The 21,917-nt window shown below is 65.0% G+C and carries 19 protein-coding genes; 6 read left to right on the top strand and 13 right to left on the bottom strand.

Annotation, left to right across the window (positions count from 1 at the left end; all coding sequences use genetic code 11):
- Positions 1 to 62: 62 nt before the first annotated feature.
- Together ACFVYC_RS13065 and ACFVYC_RS13070 are read left to right on the top strand one after the other, a co-directional pair.
- On the top strand, positions 63 to 563 hold the full coding sequence (locus tag ACFVYC_RS13065; protein WP_387550476.1) for a GNAT family N-acetyltransferase: 501 nt from the start codon (positions 63 to 65) through the stop codon (positions 561 to 563).
- A complete protein-coding gene (locus ACFVYC_RS13070) occupies positions 556 to 1,902 on the top strand; it encodes an alpha/beta fold hydrolase (protein WP_387550478.1) in 1,347 nt (448 codons plus the stop codon). Before ACFVYC_RS13065 ends, ACFVYC_RS13070 begins: the two co-directional genes overlap by 8 nt.
- Before the next feature lie 18 nt (positions 1,903 to 1,920).
- On the opposite strand, the gene ACFVYC_RS13075 is transcribed toward ACFVYC_RS13070, so the two are convergent.
- The 4 genes from ACFVYC_RS13075 to coaE form a co-directional block, all read right to left on the bottom strand.
- The gene (locus ACFVYC_RS13075; RefSeq protein ID WP_387550481.1) at positions 1,921 to 3,318 is read right to left on the bottom strand and encodes an MFS transporter; all 1,398 of its coding nucleotides are present in this window, start codon (positions 3,316 to 3,318) and stop codon (positions 1,921 to 1,923) included.
- A gap of 106 nt (positions 3,319 to 3,424) precedes the next feature.
- On the bottom strand, positions 3,425 to 4,453 hold the full coding sequence (locus ACFVYC_RS13080; RefSeq protein ID WP_387550484.1) for a TerC family protein: 1,029 nt from the start codon (positions 4,451 to 4,453) through the stop codon (positions 3,425 to 3,427).
- A gap of 192 nt (positions 4,454 to 4,645) precedes the next feature.
- Positions 4,646 to 6,742: an excinuclease ABC subunit UvrB gene (gene uvrB, locus ACFVYC_RS13085; RefSeq protein WP_387550487.1), complete on the bottom strand. Its 2,097-nt coding sequence runs from the start codon at positions 6,740 to 6,742 to the stop codon at positions 4,646 to 4,648.
- 96 nt (positions 6,743 to 6,838) lie between these two features.
- Positions 6,839 to 8,059, bottom strand: coding sequence for a dephospho-CoA kinase (gene coaE / locus ACFVYC_RS13090; protein ID WP_387550490.1), 1,221 nt, complete (start codon positions 8,057 to 8,059; stop codon positions 6,839 to 6,841).
- A 147-nt stretch (positions 8,060 to 8,206) separates the two neighbouring features.
- Here coaE and ACFVYC_RS13095 point away from each other — a divergent pair, with 147 nt between their 5' ends.
- Together ACFVYC_RS13095 and ACFVYC_RS13100 are read left to right on the top strand one after the other, a co-directional pair.
- Positions 8,207 to 8,896 carry an IMPACT family protein gene (locus ACFVYC_RS13095; protein WP_387550493.1) on the top strand — a complete coding sequence of 230 codons (690 nt, stop codon included), beginning with the start codon at positions 8,207 to 8,209 and terminating at the stop codon, positions 8,894 to 8,896.
- The gene (locus ACFVYC_RS13100; protein ID WP_387550495.1) at positions 8,880 to 9,374 is read left to right on the top strand and encodes a GNAT family N-acetyltransferase; all 495 of its coding nucleotides are present in this window, start codon (positions 8,880 to 8,882) and stop codon (positions 9,372 to 9,374) included. The genes ACFVYC_RS13095 and ACFVYC_RS13100 overlap by 17 nt, the downstream gene beginning before the upstream one ends.
- 110 nt (positions 9,375 to 9,484) lie before the next feature.
- Here ACFVYC_RS13100 and rpsA read toward each other — a convergent pair whose 3' ends face one another.
- The 4 genes from rpsA to polA form a co-directional block, all read right to left on the bottom strand.
- The gene (gene rpsA / locus ACFVYC_RS13105) at positions 9,485 to 10,963 is read right to left on the bottom strand and encodes a 30S ribosomal protein S1 (RefSeq protein WP_387550498.1); all 1,479 of its coding nucleotides are present in this window, start codon (positions 10,961 to 10,963) and stop codon (positions 9,485 to 9,487) included.
- A gap of 215 nt (positions 10,964 to 11,178) precedes the next feature.
- Complete coding sequence (locus tag ACFVYC_RS13110; protein ID WP_387550801.1) at positions 11,179 to 12,468, bottom strand: GNAT family N-acetyltransferase; 1,290 nt, start codon at positions 12,466 to 12,468, stop codon at positions 11,179 to 11,181.
- Positions 12,469 to 12,541: 73 nt separating this feature from the next.
- Complete coding sequence (locus ACFVYC_RS13115; protein WP_387550501.1) at positions 12,542 to 12,973, bottom strand: GyrI-like domain-containing protein; 432 nt, start codon at positions 12,971 to 12,973, stop codon at positions 12,542 to 12,544.
- Between the two features lie 45 nt (positions 12,974 to 13,018).
- Positions 13,019 to 15,703: a DNA polymerase I gene (gene polA, locus ACFVYC_RS13120; RefSeq protein WP_387550804.1), complete on the bottom strand. Its 2,685-nt coding sequence runs from the start codon at positions 15,701 to 15,703 to the stop codon at positions 13,019 to 13,021.
- A 178-nt stretch (positions 15,704 to 15,881) separates the two neighbouring features.
- On the opposite strand from polA, the gene ACFVYC_RS13125 reads away from it, so the two are divergent.
- Together ACFVYC_RS13125 and ACFVYC_RS13130 are read left to right on the top strand one after the other, a co-directional pair.
- Positions 15,882 to 16,358 carry a hotdog fold thioesterase gene (locus tag ACFVYC_RS13125; RefSeq protein ID WP_387550504.1) on the top strand — a complete coding sequence of 159 codons (477 nt, stop codon included), beginning with the start codon at positions 15,882 to 15,884 and terminating at the stop codon, positions 16,356 to 16,358.
- Positions 16,359 to 16,527: 169 nt separating this feature from the next.
- On the top strand, positions 16,528 to 18,165 hold the full coding sequence (locus ACFVYC_RS13130) for an HNH endonuclease (RefSeq protein WP_387550507.1): 1,638 nt from the start codon (positions 16,528 to 16,530) through the stop codon (positions 18,163 to 18,165).
- A gap of 197 nt (positions 18,166 to 18,362) precedes the next feature.
- Here ACFVYC_RS13130 and ACFVYC_RS13135 read toward each other — a convergent pair whose 3' ends face one another.
- The 5 genes from ACFVYC_RS13135 to ACFVYC_RS13155 all read right to left on the bottom strand — a co-directional run bounded on the left by ACFVYC_RS13135 (position 18,363) and on the right by ACFVYC_RS13155 (position 21,901).
- On the bottom strand, positions 18,363 to 18,908 hold the full coding sequence (locus ACFVYC_RS13135; RefSeq protein WP_387550510.1) for a dihydrofolate reductase family protein: 546 nt from the start codon (positions 18,906 to 18,908) through the stop codon (positions 18,363 to 18,365).
- A gap of 75 nt (positions 18,909 to 18,983) precedes the next feature.
- Complete coding sequence (locus ACFVYC_RS13140) at positions 18,984 to 19,205, bottom strand: hypothetical protein (RefSeq protein WP_387550513.1); 222 nt, start codon at positions 19,203 to 19,205, stop codon at positions 18,984 to 18,986.
- Complete coding sequence (locus tag ACFVYC_RS13145) at positions 19,202 to 20,536, bottom strand: anion permease (protein WP_387550516.1); 1,335 nt, start codon at positions 20,534 to 20,536, stop codon at positions 19,202 to 19,204. Before ACFVYC_RS13145 ends, ACFVYC_RS13140 begins: the two co-directional genes overlap by 4 nt.
- A gap of 152 nt (positions 20,537 to 20,688) precedes the next feature.
- Positions 20,689 to 21,198, bottom strand: coding sequence for an HAD domain-containing protein (locus ACFVYC_RS13150; RefSeq protein ID WP_387550519.1), 510 nt, complete (start codon positions 21,196 to 21,198; stop codon positions 20,689 to 20,691).
- 16 nt (positions 21,199 to 21,214) lie between these two features.
- Entirely contained in the window at positions 21,215 to 21,901 is a 687-nt protein-coding gene (locus tag ACFVYC_RS13155; RefSeq protein WP_387550522.1) for a hypothetical protein, read from the bottom strand.
- Between the last annotated feature and the right edge of the window lie 16 nt (positions 21,902 to 21,917).

The raw sequence follows: 21,917 nt of genomic DNA on the forward strand, positions 1-21,917 counted from the left end.
GTCCGGGGCCCATCTTTGAGCGGCCGACTGCACCTCTCCGGTCCCGGCGGTAAGCTCGAACAATGAGTGTTATCCGGCCGGCAACCCCGCAAGATGTCCCCGCGATCCTTCGCATGATCCACGAACTGGCGCACTACGAGAAGGAACCGGACGCGGTCCGGAATACCCCGGAGATGTTGGAGCAGGTTCTCTTCAGCAGCAACCCGCGCGTCTTCGCGGCCATGGCCGAGAACGATACCGGCGAAGTCCGCGGCTTTGCCTTGTGGTTCCTGAACTACTCCACGTGGGAAGGTGTCCACGGAATCTACCTGGAGGACCTCTACGTCAGCCCGGAGGCCCGCGGCGAGGGGCACGGCAAGGCGCTGCTGCAGCACCTGGCCGGCATCGCCGTCGAGAACGGCTATGCGAGGGTGGAGTGGAGCGTGCTGGACTGGAACGAGCCATCCATCAACTTCTACCGCCGGCTGGGCGCCCAACCCATGGACGGCTGGTCCACCTTCCGGCTGACCGGCGATGCCCTCGAACAGTTCGGCAGTGCTGTGACGGCCCGCGCCAATGGCTGACGTGCAGTTGGCCGCCGCGCGCGGACAAGTGCGGCACGAGATCAGGGCCCGGCATGAATTCCGCGGCATGCGCACCGTGGAGCACTTCTTTACGCTCCCCCTGGACCACTTCGGTCCTGACCCGGACCCCGAAACCATCACCGTCTTTGCCCGTGAGTACGTTTCGGCCTCCCACAGCGGGGAAGACGCCGCCAAACTGCCCTGGCTGCTCTTCCTGCAGGGCGGTCCCGGTGGCCGTGGCAACAGGTTCGGGTCCCTGGGTGGCTGGAGCAAGGCCGCGGCCAAGGACTTCCGGATCCTGATGCTGGACCAGCGCGGCACCGGCCTGTCCACTCCCCTGGACCGGAACACCCTCCCCCAGCGCGGGACGGCCGAGGAGCAGGCGGCCTACCTGGAGCACTTCCGGGCTGACTCGATCGTGGCCGACGCCGAACTGATCAGGGAGGCGCTGGGGTCACCACCCTGGAGCATCTACGGGCAAAGCTACGGCGGATTCTGCGCGCTTACGTATCTCTCGTTCGCCCCCGAAGGCCTTCGCGAGGCCTTCATCACCGGTGGCCTTCCCCCGCTGACCGGCCCGGCCGACGACGTGTACCGCGCCACGTACCAGCGCGTGGCCGCACGGAATGCGGAATACTTCGGCTGGTACCCGGAGGACCGGGCAACTGTTGACCGGATCGCCCGCCACCTGCGGACCACCCCGGAATATTTGCCCGACGGCGGACCCCTCACCGTGGAGCGCTTCCAGATGGCAGGCGCCTTCCTCGGCGGCAACACCAGGGTGGACAGCCTCCACTACCTGCTGGAGGACGCCTTCACCGGGACCACAGGCGGCAGCAGGCTCACGGATTCCTTCCTGGATCAGATGCAGGGAATAGTATCCCGCCGCTCCAACCCCCTATACGCCCTGATGCACGAGTCGATCTACGGCCAGGGGGAGGCGACCGACTGGTCCGCGTGGCGGGTGCTGCGCGAGTATCCGGAGTTCGGCCCGGACGCCGACCCGCTGCTGTTCACCGGCGAAATGGTCTACCCGTGGTACTTCGACCAGGACCCCGCCCTGCAGCCCCTGCGCGAGGTGGCAGGGCTGCTGGCAACGAAGCCGGACTGGAAACCGCTTTACGACGTCCATCAGCTCGCCGCCAATATCGTGCCCGTAGCCGCCGCCGTCTACTCGGACGACATCTACGTGGACCGGAACCTGTCCCTGGAGAGTGCCGCAGCTGTCCGCGGGCTGCAGGTCTGGGAAACGCCGGATTTCCACCACGACGGAATCGCCGACGACGGCGAGGGGATCTTCACCCGCCTGCTGGGATTGGCGCGCTCAGTACGCAGCTGACCTGCAGCGGCAGATGGCTTAAGGCGCCGGGGTCCTCCGCCTGCGCGCTATTGCCGTGGCTGTGGCCGCGGCGAGGACAGCGGCTCCCACGAGGGCTCCCGCCATGTTCAGCCCCAGGTAGCCGGCCTGGCTGAGGACCAGGCCGGACGTGGCTCCGCCCACCGCGCCGGCGATCCCCATCAGCATGTCGGATACGCCCTGGACGACTACCCGGTCATCCTGGCCGACGCTTTCCGCCAGGAGCGTGGAGCCCGAGATGGTGGACGCGGACCAGCCCATGCCCAGCAGGACCAGCCCCACGGCGACGGCTGCAGTGGAGTCCTGGCCGAACCCGGCAACGGCGACGGCGGTGATCAGCAGGCCGAAGCCGATCACGATGGTTTCGGTCCGGCCCGCCTTGTCCGTCAACCAGCCCATCACCGGCGACAGGGCAAACATTCCCGCGATGTGCAGCGAGATGGTGAACCCTATAATTACCAGGACGTCGCCCGACGCCGTGTGCCCTGCGTGGGCGGCGGCGGGCCCTTCCACGAGGTGCTGCAGGTGAAGCGGCGTCATCGACATAACGCCCACCATCACGGCATGGGCCCCCACAACGGCAGACACGGCGAGCAGTGCCATCCTGGAACCGCGGATGGCCCGCATCCCCCGGGCAAGCGACCCGCCGGCCTGTGCCGGGGGCCCCTGCGCTGTTGGCATCTGCGTCGAGGGAGCCGGCCGGCCGGCGTCGATGTGCGGGTCCGCCTGCGCTGGCACCCCCGGTTGGGGTACCGCCGAAGACGAGAGGCTGCGTGCCAGCAACAGGGGATCGGGCCTGAGGCCGGCGAAGACCAGCACCGTGGCCACGAGGAGACCGGCCGCGGAGATGACGAACGGACCGGCAACGGGCGGCAGGCCGAGCGCCTCGCCCACCACGGTGCCGGGCTGGATCAGGTTGGGCCCGGCCACTGCACCGACCGTCACCGCCCAGACCACGGCCGACAAGGCCCTTCCCCGGTGCTCGGCGTCAGCAAGGTCGACGGCGGCGAAACGCGCCTGCAGGCTTGCGGCGGTACCAACCCCAATACCGGCTGCACCGAGCACGAGCAGGACAAAGAGGCCCCAGACCACCGCCAGCACCATCAGCAGCGTGCCCAGCAGCGCAGCCGCGAGCCCTGCAACCTGGCCGCTCCGGCGGCCCCGGCGGTCTGCAAGGGCGGCGAGGGGCAAGGCAGCCAGGGCGGCGCCCAAGGTCATAACCGTGGCCACGGCACCCGCCCAGGCGCTTGATCCTGACAGCTCCACGGCAAGGATGGAGCCGATGGAAACCGTGGCACCGGTGCCGATCCCGCCGAACACCTGGGCCGCGCTGAGCAGCACCACGGTACGCCGCTGCACCTGGCGCACTCCGCTTTCCGTCATCAAAGTGCCGGCCATGATCAGAGCATAGTCCCCCGCGTCCGGCTCCTAAAGAGCGACTTTAAAGCCAGAAATCCCGGCCGCGGGCGGCCGGGATTTCTGGTAATGCAAGAAGCGGAAGGAGCTAGTCGACGTCGCTGTGGCTCTTTCGGACGTCCTCTTCGAGGCGCGGGTCAAGGTGCGCTTCCTTGGCTTTGGAGCTGAGGAGGCTGGCAATGACCGCAATGATAATCGTGCCTACGATGACTGCCAGGGACACGAACGTGGGGATCTCGGGAGCCCATTCGATGTGCTGGCCGCCGTTGATGAACGGCAGTTCGTTGACGTGCATTGCGTGCAGGACCAGCTTGACGCCAATGAACGCCAGGATGAAGGACAGTGCGTGCTTCAGGTAGATCAGGCGGTTCATGAGGCCACCCAGCAGGAAGTACAGCTGGCGCAGGCCCATCAGGGCGAACAGGTTCGCCGTGAAAACGATGAACGGGCTCTGGGTCAGGCCGAAGATTGCGGGGATGGAGTCGACCGCGAAGAGCAGGTCCGTGAGGCCGATGGTGATGAACACGATCAGCATGGGAGTGAAGACCTTCTTGCCGTTCACCTCGGTGCGCAGCTTGCCGCCGTCGAACTTCTCCGACATGGGGATGACCTTGCGGATCTTGGCGATCAGCGGGTTCTCCCGGTCTTCTTCGTCTTCGCCCTCATCCTGGGCCTGCTTCCAGGCGGTCCAGAGCAGGAAGGCGCCGAAGATGTAGAAGACCCAGCTGAACTGTTCGATCACGATGGCGCCGAGCAGGATGAAGATGCCGCGCAGGATCAGGGCGATGATGATGCCCACCATCAACACTTCCTGCTGGTACTTCCGGGGTACGGAGAACCTGGCCATGATGATGATGAAGACAAACAGGTTGTCGATGCTGAGGCTGTATTCCGTGACCCAGCCGGCGACGAACTGGCCGCCGTATTCAGGTCCGGTGAAGGCAAACATGGCACCCGCGAACACCAGGGCGAGGCTGACGTAGAACGCCACCCACAGGCCTGCCTCCTTCATGGAGGGTTCGTGGGGGCGGCGGATCACCAGGAGAAGGTCAATCAGGAGGATCAGGCCGAGGGTGACTAACGAGCCGACCTCAAACCACACGGGTAATTCGAGCACAGGGCAGCCTTTCGCAGGTACAGAGATGCAGTGTAAGTCTCTCCGGCCTGCCTGTGCACTTTGTGCTGATGTGGCGGCCCGCTACGCCCGGCGGGGCAACCATGCCCTGCGTGTTGACGATCGTAGCGCTTGGGATACTCCCCTACGTGCCGTTAACTGTACCTCAGGCCGGTCCCCCGACCGTTCATTGTGTCAGGCGTGCCCGGCCGCCTGCATCTGCCGCAGTTCCTTCTTCAACTCACTGACCTCGTCCCTGATCCGTGCTGCCACCTCGAACTGCAGCTCGGCGGCGGCGCCGTGCATTTGCTCCGTCAACTGCTCGATCAGGCCCACCAGATCCTCCGCCGGGGCGGCGGCAAGGCCGTCGGAGCGCACCTGCGCGGCACCCTTCGCCGCGGACTTGCGCTTGCCGCCCTTGGCCAGCCGGTTGTTGCTGAGCAGCTCCTGGGTGTCCGCGTCTTCCTTGGCCAATTGGTCGGTGATGTCGGCGATCTTCTTCCGCAGCGGCTGCGGATCGATGCCTCTTTCCGTGTTGTAGGCAACCTGGATGGCGCGCCGGCGGTTGGTTTCGTCTATGGCATGGGCCATCGAGTCCGTGATCCGGTCGGCGTACATATGCACCTGTCCGGAGACGTTACGGGCGGCGCGGCCGATGGTCTGGATGAGCGATGTGGAGGACCGCAGGAAGCCTTCCTTGTCAGCGTCCAGGATGCTCACCAGGGATACCTCCGGCAGGTCGAGGCCTTCCCGGAGCAGGTTGATGCCCACGAGGACGTCGAATGTGCCCATCCGGAGCTCGCGGAGCAGCTCCACGCGCCGCAGGGTGTCCACGTCTGAGTGCAGGTATTCCACCTTCACGCCGTGGCCCAGCAGGTAATCGGTGAGGTCCTCAGCCATCCGTTTGGTGAGTGTGGTGACCAGGACCCGTTCGTTCTTCTCCGTGCGGGTCTTGATTTCGCCGAGCAGGTCATCGATCTGGCCCTTGGTGGGCTTGACCACCACCTCGGGGTCGATCAGTCCGGTGGGCCGGATGATCTGCTGGACCGTGCCGTCCGCTTTGCCCAGCTCGTATTTGCCGGGAGTGGCGGACAGGTAGACGGTCTGGCCCACGCGCTGAAGGAATTCATCCCACTTCAGGGGGCGGTTGTCCATGGCGGACGGCAGCCGGAAGCCGAAGTCCACCAGGTTCCGTTTGCGGGACATGTCGCCTTCATACATGGCACCGATTTGGGGAATGGTCACGTGGGACTCGTCCACCACCAGCAGGAAGTCGTCCGGGAAATAGTCAAGGAGGCAATGCGGAGCGGTCCCGGGGGCACGGCCGTCAATGTGCGACGAGTAGTTCTCGATGCCGTTGCAGAAGCCCATTTGCTGCATCATCTCGAGATCGTAGGTGGTGCGCATCCGCAACCGCTGCGCCTCGACCAGTTTGTTCTGGCTTTCAAGGACGTGCAGGCGGTCGGCGAGTTCGTCTTCGATCCGCTTGATGGCCTTGGCCATCCGCTCGGGCCCTGCTACGTAGTGCGAGGCCGGGAAAACGTACATCTCCTCTTCGTCCCGGATGACTTCACCGGTGAGCGGATGCAGCGTGTGGATGTTCTCAATCTCATCCCCGAAGAACTCGATCCGGATGGCGAGTTCCTCGTACATCGGAATGATTTCCACAGTGTCGCCGCGGACCCGGAAGGTGCCGCGGTGGAAGTCCATGTCGTTGCGTGCGTACTGCATGGCCACGAATTTCCGGAGCAGGTGGTCGCGGTTCATCTCGGCCCCCTTGCGGAGGGTCACCATGCCGGCGATGTATTCTTCCGGGGTGCCGAGGCCGTAGATACAGGACACGGTGGCCACAACGATGACGTCGCGGCGGGTCAGCAGCGCATTAGTGGCGGAGTGGCGGAGCCGTTCCACTTCCTCGTTGATGGAGGAGTCCTTCTCGATGAAGGTGTCCGTCTGCGCCACATACGCCTCAGGCTGGTAGTAGTCGTAGTAGGAAACGAAGTACTCCACCGCGTTGTTGGGCAGGAGTTCCCGGAACTCATTCGCGAGCTGCGCCGCGAGGGTCTTGTTCTGCACCATCACCAGGGTGGGCCGCTGGACCTGCTCAATCAGCCACGCCGTGGTGGCGCTCTTGCCCGTACCGGTGGCGCCGAGCAGGACCACGTCCTTCTCACCGTTCTTAATGCGCTCCGTCAACTCCGCAATCGCTGCGGGCTGGTCGCCGGCGGGCTTGAACTCGCTGATCACCTCGAAGGGCGCTACAACACGGTTGACTTCCTGCGCAAGGCTCATGGTTCTAATTTACAGTGGGGCACCGACACTGAGGGGTCCAGTCCGTTACGGGCGAACACCGCGGCCCGGCATCCGGAACCGTGCCCGTGAAGGCAGTCAGGACACGGACGACGGCGGCTGCCAGCCCGACTGCTTTACCCACCGTTCGAGGGGTTCTTCTACTGCCGTGAACCAGTCTTCCTTTGCCTCCGCGTAGTCGGAGGTGGACGCGTCGCCGGCGTGCGCGGCAGCGAGCCTGCGCTTCAGGGCCAGGTACTCGGCTGCCGCTGCCGGTTCCGCCCGCAGCCAGTCACGGAAGCAGAGGGCGAACCGCCAGCCGGGCGAGCCCGCGGCCCTGATGTGCAGGTTTACCGGCCGGCCCGGATCGGCGTTCGCGTGGATGCGTTTGCGCCAGTCTTCCGGGTTGGGGTGGCTGGGCTTGGGGCTGTCACCGGTAATACCGGGAATTGCAGGGTATCCGCCGGCGGCCAGGGCCGGTGCAAGGGCGTCGGCAACGCCGAGGTCGGGGACGGTGAGCTGCAGGTCGATGACGTCCTTGGCGTCCAGGCCGGGAACGGAGGTGGAGCCGATATGGTCAACGGTCACGGCATCCTGCTGCCCTGCCGGGAGGACTTTGACAATCCTGTCCATGAGGCGACGGGCGTCGTTCGCCCATTCAACCCGCGCCGGCACCAGGACCGGTCCACCGGCCCTGCCCGCCCTTTCTCCGGCCGAGAGGTTTCGGGCAAAGGGCGCCAGGCGGTCATCCCAAAGCCGATCCACTTTCGCCACCAACTGTTCCACCGTGCCCGAGTTGTCGAGGACGGCGTCGGCTGCGGCGAGCCGTTCCTCCCGTGTTGCCTGCGCTGCCATCCGGGAGCGGGCGGCCGCGGCGGTCATCCCGCGGTGCTCGAGCATCCGCTGCAGCCTCGTCCTGTCCGGGGCGTCCACCACCACGACCAGGTGGAAGTCGCTGCCTTGGCCGGTCTCCACCAGCAGCGGGATGTCCTGCACCACCACCGCGTCCTCCGCGGCTTTCGCCACAATGGCGGCGGCGCGCGCCCGGACCAGTGGGTGGACGATTCCGTTCAGCGCGGCCAGGCGGGCGGAATCGCCGAACACCAGAGCACCGAGCTTCGGCCGGTCCAGCCGCCCGTCGGACCCCAGGACGTCATCGCCGAACTCAGCCGCGATCCGCTGCAGGCCTTCGGTCCCGGGTTCCACCACCTCCCGGGCCAGGGCGTCGGCATCCACCAGCACCGCCCCGCGTTCCTTCAGCCGCGAGGCGACTACCGATTTTCCTGAGGCGATTCCACCCGTCAAACCAATCTTCAGCACCCCACCACCCTATTCCCACCGTCCCCCTCGCCTCGCTGCGCCCGCCCAGGGAACCCCGACGGCGTGGGCCTCCCCACCGTCCCCCTCGCCTCGCTGCGCTCGCCCAGGGAACCCCGACGGCGTGGGCCCACCATTAGACTTGGGCGGATGCAGGAGCAAGCGAGCCGGGCCACCGCCTACACCACCCTGGCACCAGGCCCGGACTTCCGCCACGAACTCGAAATCAAGCGCTCCAGGTTCATCACGGTGCTGCGCCGGGCTGACAGCGAGGAAGGTGCCCGCGATCTGGTGGCAGGCCTCCGCCGCGAATTCCACGATGCCCGGCACCACTGTTCCGCGTTCATCCTCGGCCCCGACCGGGACATCCAGCGCTCCAGCGACGACGGCGAACCCTCGGGAACTGCCGGCGTCCCCATGCTCGAAGCCCTGGCCAAAAGGGAAACGACGCCCGGGGCGGCCGACCTCAGCGACGTGAGTGCCGTCGTCGTCCGCTACTTCGGCGGCATCCTGCTGGGGGCGGGCGGACTGGTGCGCGCGTACTCAGAGTCTGTGTCTTCGGCGCTGGCACTTGTGCCGCTGGTGCGCCGTAGCCGGTTGCGGATCTGCTCCGCGGAAGTGCCGCACGCTGCTGCCGGCAGGCTGGAGAACGACCTGCGGGCGGCGGGCTACGTGATGGCGGAAACCACCTACGGTGCACAGCACACGGTCCTGCGCGTGGCCGTCCCGGACGATTCCGGGGCGATCGCAGCGGCTGCGGACCGCCTCCAGTTGTTGACCTCGGGGAGCGCAGCCCTCAGCCCCGGAGGAACGGAGTGGGTGGATGTCCCGTTCCGCTGATGTGTCCCTCGTGGACGTGGATGAAACGGTCCTGGAGCAGCTCCTGGCGCTCGCCAAACGCGACGCCTCCCCCGACGAGGTGGCTCCCCCGCTGGGCGGTCCGGGCTGGAACTTGGAACGAACAGCATGGTTTTTCAACTATCACCGTGCCGCTGCCCAAGGCCTTGGCGGGGAAGCCGGGGAGAAGACGTGGGGCATCGTTGCCGACGGGACCCTTGCCGGATCCATCAGGCTCCGGCGCCTCGGCGGCGGGGTTGTTGCCGAGACGGGCATCTGGCTCGGCAGGAGCTTTCGGTCAAGGGGAATCGGAAGCGCCGCGCTGCGCCTGGTTTTGAAGGAGGCCCGCAACGCCGGCGTCGCCCGCGTCACCGCCCGCACCCTGGTTGGGAACCTTGGTGCCCAGCGTCTCCTTGCCTCCGCCGGGGCCACGCTCACGCCCGACGACGACGGGACGGTCAGCGCCGTCGTCGTACTTTAACTGCCTGGCTGAGAACGCACGGCGACCATCAGTGGGTTAACGCAACAGACCCCCTGCCTTGTAGGCAGGGGGTCTGTTGTGTCAGCCCGGAAAGTCCGGGCCGGTGGCAATTAGTTGCCGGTCAGCTTCTCGCGCAGAGCGGCGAGGGCCTCGTCGGATGCAAGGGTGCCTGCACCAACGTTGGACTCAGCAGCCGGCTCCGAGGAGTAGCTCGTGGTGCCGGAATCGCTCTCACCGGACGTTGCAGCTGCAGCGTCGTCAGCAGCGTGCTGGGCAACCTGCTTCTTGTGGGCTTCCCAACGGGTCTGGGCGTCAGCGTACTGCTGCTCCCAGGCGGCGCGCTGGTTCTCGTAACCTTCAAGCCACTCGTTGGACTCGGGATCAAAGCCCTCGGGGTACTTGTAGTTGCCCTCTTCGTCGTACTCTGCGGCCATGCCGTACAGAGCCGGATCGAATTCGGTGCTGTCGGCGTCGACGCCCTCGTTGGCCTGCTTGAGGGACAGCGAGATGCGGCGGCGTTCGAGGTCGATGTCGATGACCTTGACGAACAGCTCGTCGCCAACGGAGACAACCTGCTCTGCCAGCTCCACGTGGCGCACGGCCAGCTCGGAGATGTGGACCAGGCCTTCGATGCCGTCTTCGACGCGGACGAACGCACCGAACGGAACGAGTTTGGTGACCTTACCCGGAACAACCTGGCCGAGGGCGTGGGTGCGGGCGAAGGTCTGCCACGGATCTTCCTGCGTAGCCTTGAGCGACAGGGAAACGCGCTCGCGGTCCAGGTCGACCTCGAGAACCTCGACGGTGACTTCCTGGCCGACTTCGACAACCTCGGACGGGTGGTCGATGTGCTTCCAGGACAGCTCGGAAACGTGCACCAGGCCGTCTACGCCGCCCAGGTCCACGAATGCACCGAAGTTGACGATGGAGGAAACGACGCCGGGACGGACCTGGCCCTTTTCCAGCTTGTTGAGGAACGTGGAGCGGACCTCGGACTGGGTCTGCTCGAGCCATGCACGGCGGGAGAGGACCACGTTGTTGCGGTTCTTGTCCAGCTCGATGATCTTGGCTTCGATCTGCTGACCGATGTACGGAGCCAGGTCGCGCACACGGCGCATCTCGACGAGGGATGCGGGCAGGAAGCCGCGCAGGCCGATGTCGAGGATAAGACCACCCTTGACAACCTCGATGACGGTACCGGTGACAACACCGTCTTCTTCCTTGACCTTCTCGATGTCGCCCCAGGCACGCTCGTACTGAGCGCGCTTCTTGGAGAGGATCAGGCGGCCTTCTTTGTCTTCCTTGGTGAGCACCAGGGCTTCGACCTGATCGCCAACGGAGACGACGTCTCCGGGATCAACGTCGTGCTTGATGGACAGCTCGCGGGAGGGGATGACACCTTCGGTCTTGTAACCGATGTCGAGCAGAACTTCATCGCGGTCGACCTTGACGACGGTACCTTCGACGAGATCTCCGTCGTTGAAGTACTTGATGGTCGCGTCGACTGCTGCGAGGAAGTCCTCAGCGGTACCGATGTCGTTAATGGCGACTACGGGGGTACCGGGCTTCTCGGTGGAGGTGATGGTCATGTAGTAGGGGCTCCGTTGTGGATAGTTAGTCGGTCAGGCAAACCGGCGCGCCCGCGTTATGGAACGCAGGCGCGGTGTGCGGTGAATCCGAACGGATCCTCCGGGTCATCCTGATTTTGTGGATTTCAGAAATCGTGCACGTGGTACACGCCCGTTTATTCTAGTCGCTGCGCGCAACACGGGTCAAAGCGGCACGCATCGGGTCGGGTACGACCTCAGAAGTGCGTGAGGCAATGCGTTGCCCGTTCGACGGCGAACATTTGCCTTGCCTGCAGCGCTGAACCCGCCGTGTTTTCCCGGATCCGGCCTGCCGCCGTCAACGTTACCGGGCATACGGCGCCCAGGTAGATGGACGACAGGGCCGAGACATCCAGCACCAGGTCCGCTTCCGCGGTTTCCGGCAGGCGTTCGACGACGGCCCTGCCGCCTTGGACTCGCAGCGCGAAGGTTCCCGCCGTGAGGCCCAGGGAGTCATGGACTTCGAGGACCAGCCGGCCGTCCGCAGGATAGTGCCTGGCCTCGAGTGCCTTGGCTGCGTCGAGGATGCGGAGCCACAGCATGTCCCGGCTGTCCGATGAATCGATGCATCGGGGGTCCGCAAGGGCCCAAGCCAAGGGGTCATCCAGCGGCGCTTCGTCCCACGAGACACGCTCCACCAGGTCGATGGCGCCGAGGAACTGCCAGAGCTCCAGGTAGGCGTCGCTGCCTGCGGCCACCAGGTCCACCACTTCCACGGTGTACGGTTCCGTGTCCCAGCCGAGGAACTTGTAGGAGACGTAGCCATCCACGGCTCCGTCCGCCGAGTAGTGGAGCGCCACTTTGATGGCGGGGTCCTCCTTGCCGTCACGGGCGAGTGATCCTGACGCGAGCTGCCGGTACCAGTCCTGCCGTCCAAGGGAACCGGGGGTGAACTGGTGGACACGTTCGAAGACCTCCGGTGCCAGCTGCAGCAGTGCCTTGGGGTCGGCAATTTCCACGTTGCCCGTTGGCTGGTGTGCCAGGCTGAAACGCGCAGTGGTGTCCACCTTGACGGAGCGTTCGAAACTGGCCACCCCGTACCCGAAGCGCCCGTAGATAGTTCCCTCCGAAGCGGTGAGGGCGGCCATCGCCAGGCCGTCCTCCTTGGCGCGGTGCAGGTCCTCGCCCATCATCCGGCGGAGCAGCCCACGGCGGCGGTGCGAGGTCCGGACTGTCACCGACGTGACCATCTGGGTTTCCAGCGTTTGGCGGAACCCAATGTTGAGGCTTTTGCGGAAGGTGGCGAACGTGGCCACCGGCACCTCTGCGGGCAACGACGACGGCGCAACGGTTCCGGTCTGGTAGACGCCGGTGAGGATGCGGCCGTCCGCCTCGTACGTGGCAAGCGACTTTGCCACGTGCTCGGGCGTCCTGGTGGATTCGTGGAACCCAAAGGACACGGCACGGCTCCAGGTTTCAGCCTGTGCATAGCCCTCTTTGCCCTGGGACACGGCGCCGAAGCGCCGAATTTCGTAGTTTCCACTCAGATCAGTCACGCACCTGAGCCTAGCTAAGGATTCCGGCGGTGGGCCAGTATCAACACGTTCTGAAAGGGAACGGTCAAAGCCGCCGCACGGGTTGGCGGAGGATGGTCTTCAGCTTTTCAGGTGCAACCCTCCGGGCGTCGCTGAGGTAGATCTCATGGTGCGGGCCGGCAAAGGCAAAACCGTTGGCAGGCAGGAACTCGCTGTGCAGGCGGTGCAGCGTAGGGCCTTCATCGTCGTAGCTGCCGATATGCAGGATCTGCGCGGACAGGCCTTCCTCGAGGGTTTCCAGGCGGAGCATATCCAGTCCGGCGACGTTTTTCGCCGCTGCCTTCGCGATGCCCGAGAACAGCGCTTCCAGGGCACGGGTGTAAGCCGGAGACGTCCCCGGGTTGCCCTGTCCGTCCAGCATAAGGTACTTCAGCGCCGGGACGGTGACCACTTCGAAGTCCCGGGTGCGGGGCGCGTACAGCTCCTTGAACTGCTTCCGGACGTCGTACTTGTCCATCGCGCCCCGCCCCGTTCCCTGGACCTTCTTATGGCCGCTTGTCGCCTAGTGCCCGGCGTCGTACCAGCTGGGGCCAACACCGATCTGGACTTCCAGCGGAACGGTGAGGTCCGCCGCCGCCGCCATCTGTTCGGTAACAAGCTTCTCCACGGCTTCCCGCTCCCCCGCAGCGACCTCAAGCACGAGTTCGTCGTGGACCTGCAGGAGCATCCGCGATTTCAGGCCCTGCGACTTGAGCTCGGCGTGGACGCCCAGCATGGCGCGTTTGATGATGTCCGCGGCCGAGCCCTGGATGGGGCTGTTAAGGGCGATGCGCTCCGCATTCTCCCGGAGCTGCCGGTCGGTGCTGGTCAGGTCCGGGAGGTAGCGGCGGCGCCCCTCGATGGTGGCGGTGTAACCGTCCACGCGGGCCTGGTCCACCACCCCGCGGAGGTAGTCGCGGACGGCCCCGAACCGGTCGAAGTAGTCCTTCATCAGCGTGCGGGCCTCGTCCACGGAGATCTCCAGCTGCTTGGACAGGCCGAACGAGGTCAGGCCGTAAGCAAGCCCATAGGACATGGCCTTCACCTTGGAGCGCATGGCGCTGGTGACTTCCTCGGTGGGTACGTGGAAGATGTTCGAACCGACGAACCGGTGCAGGTCCTCGCCATCCTTGTACGCCTGGATCAGGCCGGCATCACCGGACAGGTGCGCCATGATCCGCATCTCGATCTGGGAGTAGTCCGCGGACAGCAGGCACTCGTAGCCATCACTGACCACAAAGATTCCCCGGACGCGGCGGCCTTCCTCGCTGCGGATGGGGATGTTTTGCAAGTTGGGATTGTTGGACGAGATCCGGCCCGTGGCCGCCACGTTCTGCGCGTAGGTGGTGTGGATGCGGCCGTCTTCAGCCACGGACTTTTTCAATGACTCCAGCATCTGGCTCAGCTTGGCGGCTTCCCGGTGGGCCATGAGCTGCACCAGGAACTCGTGTCCTGTTTTTTCGAGGAGGTTTTTCAGAGACGCGGCGTCGGTGGTGTAGCCGGACTTGATCTTCTTGGTCTTGGGCAGCTGGAGCTCCTCGAACAGCACGGTCTGCAGCTGTTTGGGCGAACCGAGGTTCACCTCATGTCCAATCGCTGCGAAGGCCTGTTCCTGGGCGTTGTCGATAACCCGGGCGAGGTCCGCGAGCTGCTCGTCCATCCGTGCCATGTCGATGCCGATGCCGGCCAGTTCCATGTCGGCAAGGACCCGGCTGACCGGAAGTTCCAGGGTGGACAGCAGCTCCTCGGCGCGCCGCTCCTTCAGCTCCGCTTCGAAGAAGCGGCCCAGTTCAAGGACGACGGCGGCTGCCTGCACCAGCGCGCCGGCGGCAGCTTCGTCGTCGCCGTCGAAGGACAGCTCCAGCTGGCCGGCCTTGGCGGTGGCGGCGGGAATCCCTACGTTGAGGTGGTGCTGGGCGAGTTCGGCGAGTTCGTAGGTGCGGCGGTCCGGTTGAATCAGGTAGCCGGAGATGGAGGTATCGTCCACCACGCCCGCGAGCTCCAGGCCGCGGGAGGTCAGGGCTTTCAGTGCGGCCTTGAAGCCGTGCATGACCTTCGGCGCTTCGGGATCCCGCAGCCATGCGGCCAGGACGTTTTCCGCCTCAGCGTCCTGAACGGAGAGGTCGACGTATGCCGCGGCGCCGTCGCGGACAATGGCCAACCCGGCAGCATCCTCGCCGATGCGCCCAGGAACCAGGTCCACCGCGACGGCGGTGCGCTGGCCCGTGCCTGCAGCCAGGAATTCGGCGAGCTCAGCAGCCCCGGAAGGTGTGATGAAGTCCGGGGTTTCGATGCTCGCACGCTCGGGGGCGGGAGCGTCGTCGTCGCCATAAAGGGCGAAGAGACGGCCCCGGATGGCTTTGAATTCGAGCTGGTCGAACAGATCCTCGAGGGCTGCCTGGTCCGGGCGGGGCTCGTAGAGCTCATCGAGCGTGACGGGAAGTTCCAGGTCCGTGTGGAGCTGGTTCAGCCGGCGGTTGCGCTTGACGGCATCGACGTTCTCCCGCAGCGCGTCACCCACCTTGCCGCCAATGGAATCGACGTGTTCGAGCACACCCTCAAGACCGCCGTAGAGGTTGATCCACTTGGCCGCCGTTTTGGGGCCCACGCCTGGCACGCCCGGAAGGTTGTCGGCCGTCTCCCCCACCAGCGCGGCCAGGTCTGAATACCGTGCGGGGCTGACGAAGTACTTGGCCTCGATAGCGGCAGCGTCCATCCGGGGGATATCGCTGACGCCCTTCTTCGGGTAGAGCACAAAAACGTTGTCCGTGATCAACTGGAACGCATCCCGGTCGCCCGAGACGAGGAGGACCTCGAAGCCGGCTTTCTCACCCATTGCGGCGAGGGTGGCAAGAATGTCGTCAGCCTCGTAGCCCGGCATCTTGATGGTCTTGATGCCCCAGGCTTCCATCACCTGGCCGATGAGGTCGATCTGGTTGTTCATCTCGCGGGGGGTTTCGTTACGGCCCCCCTTGTATTCGCTGTACTCGGCCTTACGGTGGGTGGACGAGTCTGAGACGTCGAAAGCCACGGCGATGTGGGTGGGCTGCTGTTCCTTGATCAGGTTGATCAGCATTGAAGTGAAGCCGTGGATGGCGTTCGTGTGCTGCCCGTTCGCGGTGGAGAACTTGTCCGCGGGGAGGGCGAAGAATGCGCGGAAGGCCATCGAATGCCCGTCCAGCACCAACAGCCGCGGCTGGCCCGTCATGGGAACGACGGGTGCCACAGTAGCCGAAACCGAATCGCCGGCCTCACCCGGAACCGTGTCCTGAACGGCAGCGTCCGCGAGGGCAGTTGAGCCCTGCGGGGCGTTGTCCTCCTGCAGGACATTGGACGGAAAAGGGGACGGTTTGGTTGTTTCACTCACAGGTGCCAGCCTAGTTGCCATGATGGACAATTTCACGCCCGGCCCCTACGCCGATGAGCTCAACGCTGCCGGAGTCCCCGAGCACCTCCACGCCTGGCTGGGTCAATTCGGGATCGGCGCCCTCGTGGTGAAGATGGGGATCCGTTTCCTGGAGATGAGCCCGGAACGCACAGTAGCCACCATGCCTGTGGCAGGAAACACCCAGGTGGCCGGAATCCTTCACGGCGGTGCCCACGTGGTGCTGGCCGAAACGCTCGGATCGTTCTCCGCGGGTATGCATGCAGGGCCCAGCCGGCACGCCGTGGGCATCGAAGTCAGCGCCACCCATCACCGATCCATTGCAACGGGAACGGTGACGGGCACCTGCTCCGCCATTCACCTCGGCCGGACGCTTGCCACCCACGAGATCGTCATAACGGACGAGCAAGGGCGGCGTCTGTCCACCGCCCGCATCACCAACATGATCCGGGACAACGCCGCCCCGCCGCAGGGCTAGCACAGCCAGGGACCGCAAACCCAGGAATGTCAGGCCCCCATTAGAAGATGTCTGTATGGAGGAAATCCCGCCGGGCGAGGGAGTTGGTGGCGAGGCGTTGCTGCCTGTCAGCCCCAGCCTGCCCGCAATCACTCGCGGGAATGTCAGTGCCTCGATGGATGATGTTGGTATGGGAAACGGCGGAGGCGCACCGGCAGCGATGGAGGGCATACATGCTTCTGTTGCGGGCCTCGATGTGCTGTTCCTCGAAGAGGCCGCCCTGGATTCCTGCGCCGGCGACGGTGCCGACGTTGATGTGCTGCAGCGCCAATATGAGATCCGCCTGGAACGGATGACGGCAGTGAAGCAGCTGGAAGCACAACTCGCCGCGGTCAAAGCCCGGGACGCGGCAGAGGCCCTCGACATCCAGCACGCCATCACCCCGCCCGACGCGCCCGTGCACGAGCGGACCTACGCCGAAATGTCCGCCATCGAGGAGATCGCCGGGGTCCTCACCATCAGCTCCGGCACCGCCGGCGCGTTCATCAGCCAATCCCGCCAACTCTGCGCACTGCCCCTGGCCATGGACGCCCTGTGCACCGGGACCATCACCTGGCAGCACGCCCGAATCATCGCCGACGAAACCGAATCCCTCGACCCCGCCGGCGCCAAGGCCCTGGCAGCGCACTTCTTCGACCCGGACGCACCCAACCCGGCCCGCGGAGCCGCACCCGGGGAACTCGTCCCCGCCCGGTTCCGCGCCAAAGTCCGCACCTGGCGCGAACGCCATCACCCCGAAACCCTCGAAAAACGCCACACCAAAAGCGCCGCCGACCGGCGAATGGAATACACCCCCGACCGCGACGGCATGGCCTGGATCTCGCTCCACCTGCCCGGCGACACCGCCTGCGCCATCTGGAACCGCACCACCGCCCTCGCCCGCGGCCTCCAAAGCCCGAACGAGCCCCGGACCATGACCCAACTACGCCCCGACATCGCCGCCAGGCTCCTCCTTAGCGCACCGGCTGCCGCAGGAAGCGCCGGCACCGGGACCGGAGACGGCGTCGGCGACACGGCCACAGGCGCCACCGCAGCAAGGAACAATCCAGAAAGGGACAATGCCGAAGGGGACAGTGCAGAGAGGGCGACGGCAAACGGGGCCCCGGCGAACGACGGGATTGCAACCCTGGGACAGGTCCCGGTGCCCAAGGTGGATGTTCTCGTCACCGTCCCCGTTTTTGCCCTACTTGGCCTGACCGACGAACCCGCCCTCCTCGACGGGTACGGACCCATTCCGGCCTCCATGGCCCGCAAACTCGTCGCGGACGGTGCAAGCTCGTTCTACCGGGTACTCGTGGACCCCCGCGACGGCGCACCACTGGAAATCGGACGCACCAACTACCGGATCACCAAGGCCATGAAAAAGGCGTTGCACCTTCGGGACGGCAAATGCACCTTCCCCGGCTGCAACAACAACTCCCTCGACAACGAAGCAGACCACCTCAAAGCCTGGCAGCACGGCGGGACCACCGGCATCAGCAACCTGGCCCAACTCTGCCCCAAACACCACCGCCTCAAACACAACAGCGGCTGGAAACCCACACCAGCCACCCGGAACGAACCACCCGGCTGGACCTCACCCACCGGCAGACACTACAAAGCCGAACACCACCACTGGGAACCACCACACTGGCCAAATCAAATCGGACTGGAGCGGGGAATGCAGCGGGGCAACGTACTACCGAGCCACCCTCCAGACTTTGCCTACATCGGGCTTTCTCCGGGAGAAGAAGGACTGGAGCGGTTCCTTCATGCACGCGGCGGATGAACCATGCGGCTGGCACAGTATCGTTCGCGTGCCGGTTCCAAGAGGCGAAACAATAGGGCCAGGTTTCTACAAACTCAACCTACGGGTTGAATTCAACCCGCCCGCTGAACCAACGATTCCGACTTAAGCCCGCTCAATCACCGAGAACCGGGTTCGATTTCTGGCAGGTTCAACCATGGGTTTGGGGGCCGACAGACTCAAAGCCCGTTCAGGTTGTATCGCAACTCCACTATGCCCCTGCCCAGAGCCTGCGAGGCAGTCAACTCAAGTGGCGGCGTCGGGCCCGTCAACGGGAGCAGCCGTTTGCCATCACCCAGAACCACGGGAATGACGGAGAGGATCAGTTCGTCCAGGAGGCCGGCGTCTGCGAACTGCGCGGCGAGGTCTCCACCGCCAACCACCCAGATGTTTTTGCCTCCGGCGTCGGCCTGGAAGTCGGCGATGAATTCAGTGACGTTCCCGCGGACGAACGTGAGGTCGGCCCCTGGGGGTGCCTGGTACTCATGCCGGGTGAATACGTAGCAGGGGGTGCCGGGATAGGGCCAGTTGCCTGGTTCGTGCTCCATCAGCCAGGCGTAGGTCCCACCTCCCATAACAATGCAGCCAACACCCGCCATAAACGTTTCGTAGCTGTCCTTGCCGCCCTCAAAACCATCGAACTGCAGGAGCCAGCCCAAATCATCGGTGGACGTGGCAATAAAACCGTCAAGGGACGCGGCTACAAAATACTGGATCCGTGACATGGCTCCAGCCTAATGATCCGCCGCCGTCTGGCCAACGGCCCGGCACCTGGCGCTTTCGTGCCGGTGTCAGGGGGGTTAGGCGGAGAAGTACGGGATGATCAGGTAGAGGCCGAAAAGGACGGCGAGTCCGCACAGGCCGAAGCAGACGTAGGCAAGGGACCTTTTCACGCCGGGTGACGCCTGCTGCGCGTCGCCGGCGATGGCCGTCAACCGAACGCCCAGTGAGTAGAGAGCCACCACGGTCACTGCGGCCGCAAGGGTGGCACCGGCCACGGTCAGCAGTTCGAACCACTTCATCGTTGGGAATCCTTCGTCGTAACGGCTTCGGTGCCGGGCGTGTTGGTGCCCGCTTGGGCGCTGGTATTTGCCTCAGTGTTGGTGCCCCCCTGGGCGCCGGTACTGGTGTTGGCGTCTGCGTTGGTTTTCGCATGCGCCTTGGCCTTGGCGCGCGCACGGGCCATCGCCTTCTTCTTCGCGAAGCGCACGGTCTGGCCAGCCTCCTCCACCTCGATGGCGTTGTGGTGGCCCACGGCGGACTTACGTGAGTAGAAAAACATAAACAGAACGGCGGCGGTGCCGGCGATGGCCGCAAGCAGCACGCCCACGACGCCGGTCTTGACCAGCAGTGCGGTCAGCGCCCCGACCAAACCGGCCGCGGGAAGGGTGAAGAGCCAGCCCAGCGCAATCTTGCCCACCATGCTCCAGCGAACACTGGTTCCCCGGCGGCCCATGCCTGAGCCAATGACTGAACCGGAAGCAACCTGGGTGGTGGACAGTGCAAAGCCAAGGTGCGAGGACGCGAGGATAGCCGACGCGGTGCTGGTTTCGGCGGCGAAGCCCTGCGCGGGCTTCACTTCGGTAAGCCCGGAACCCATGGTGCGGATGATGCGCCACCCGCCGGCGTACGTGCCGATGGCGATGGCCAAGGCGCAGGCGGCGATCACCCAGAACTGCGGGCCGGAGCCGGGTGTTTGCGTGCCGGCGGCAATCAGGACGAGCGTGATGATGCCCATGGTCTTCTGGGCGTCGTTGGTGCCGTGGGCCAGCGCCACCAGGCTGGAAGTGAAAATCTGCCCCGTGCGGAAGCCGCCGCGCTTCTGGGTGAGCTTGCTGCCGGTTTCGGGGTCATGCCGGGACGTCAGGGCGTAGGCGAGGCGGGTGCAGATGTAAGCGACGATGCCGGCGATGAGCGGCGCGAAAATGGCAGGAAGGATGACCTTCTGGAGCAAACCCTCCATATTGATGGAATTGAACCCGATGCCGGCGATGGCCGCACCGATGAGGCCACCAAACAGGGCGTGCGAGGAACTCGAGGGGAGACCCTTCAACCAAGTGATCATGTTCCACAGGATTGCTCCCATGAGGCCCGCAAAAATGATCTCGGGCGTGATCTGTACCCCGTCGGATCCTTCACGAATGATGCCGCCTGAAACCGTCTTAGCCACTTCCGTGGACAGGAAGGCGCCCACCAGATTCAAAATAGCCGCGAGGGTCACTGCGGTCTTCGGCTTAATGGCACCGGTTGCGATGGGCGTGGCCATGGCATTCGCTGTGTCGTGGAAGCCGTTCGTGAAGTCGAAAAATAGTGCCAGTGCGATGACCAGCGCCACCATAAAGGTGATATCCACCTGTTGCCCAATCTGCAGAGTCGACGTCCAGCAGTTTCTATCCCCCGGCTGCCTTGCACAGCATAATTCACCAGCTGTTCGCTTGGAATGACCTGCGCTGTTAACTCAACCGGCGTGAAACCTTATCGATCGTACGCGCCCTCGGCAGGACGTCAAAAAATCGGCGCCGTGAGAAAGGCCGCAACGGCATCAAGTTCCGCGGGTGCGATTCCGCGCCGGGGGTTCGGCGAGAGTGCGAGCAACCGCCAGCCCATCACCCCCACCCAGGCCTGGGCCTCCGCCTCGAATGCGAGCTGGTCGTCAGCCCAGGCGACAGCAGCGGGCCCAGTCTCTTCCACATCTGCCTGGATTGCCCGGAGCTTCCACCAATCGGGGCCGCTTCCGGAACCTTCGGCGGTCAGGAACGGCCAGCGGCCTCCGTTCAGGCCGATGGCCGGACAAAGGTACTGCGGCGCCATGTCCTCCCAGCTGGTGAGCCAGACGCACCGCACCTCCGGAATCGCCGCCAGGCTGTTCAACCCCTTCACGAGCTCAGCCGCGAACGCCACCGGCAACAGCCCCGCGTCAGCACGCCTCCAAGGGGTTCCCCAAGCGTTGCGTCCGTCGGGACCGAACGGGCAGACGACACCGTCCACGTCGAGGTAAAGCGTGCGGACGGCCACGGCGTCTGTCCGGGGATCAGCCGTGCTGGGAATCAGTGGGCCGCGCGCCCGGATCCAGCATGGGTGCGATCTTGTCCTCAAGGGCCGCTACGGTCACGTCGGGCAGGACAATGAGGCCGTCGAGTTCCCGGCGCGCCCGCTTGTAGGCTGCCTGGCGTTCTGCCGGCGTGGCGGCATGGTTTTCGGCGATTTTCAGCAACTGCCGGGCGGTGGCAAGCCTTTCGCGCTCCGGTCCGGTGAACCTGCTGTCCCTGATGCGCCTGGCTTCACGCTCGGCGACGTCCAGCGCCACACCGAAACCGTCTACCGCCTTGCGGTACGACTCAAGGCGCGAGTGGGACGTTATGTCTGCCGCTGCGGCCGGCCGCAGTCCGTCGGCTTCCCTCTTAGCCCGAAGAAACGCCACAGTGAGCGGTTCCCGGACGTCGGTCATGAGCGGGAAGTCGATGAGCTTTCCCGCGTCCAGTTCGTAGTCAAGCCAGCGCTGGTTGGTGGCATCATGGGCGGCCATCAGTGACTCCACCTCCACCGCAGAGGCCTTCTCCGCCTCGCGTGTCTGGTTCCTGAGCGTGTACAGCTCCACCTTCCGCTGGTGCCGGCGGTCGCTTGCCTTGCGCCAGGAGTTCGCCCAGTGGCCGGCAAAAGCCAAGGCGGGGAAAACGAGCCACCATTTATCGTCAAGGATCTCGAAGAGGGACTCCACGCATACATCCTCGCAC

Origin of the sequence: Pseudarthrobacter sp. NPDC058329, assembly GCF_042879835.1 — a bacterium.
Classification (GTDB): Bacteria; Actinomycetota; Actinomycetes; order Actinomycetales; family Micrococcaceae; genus Arthrobacter.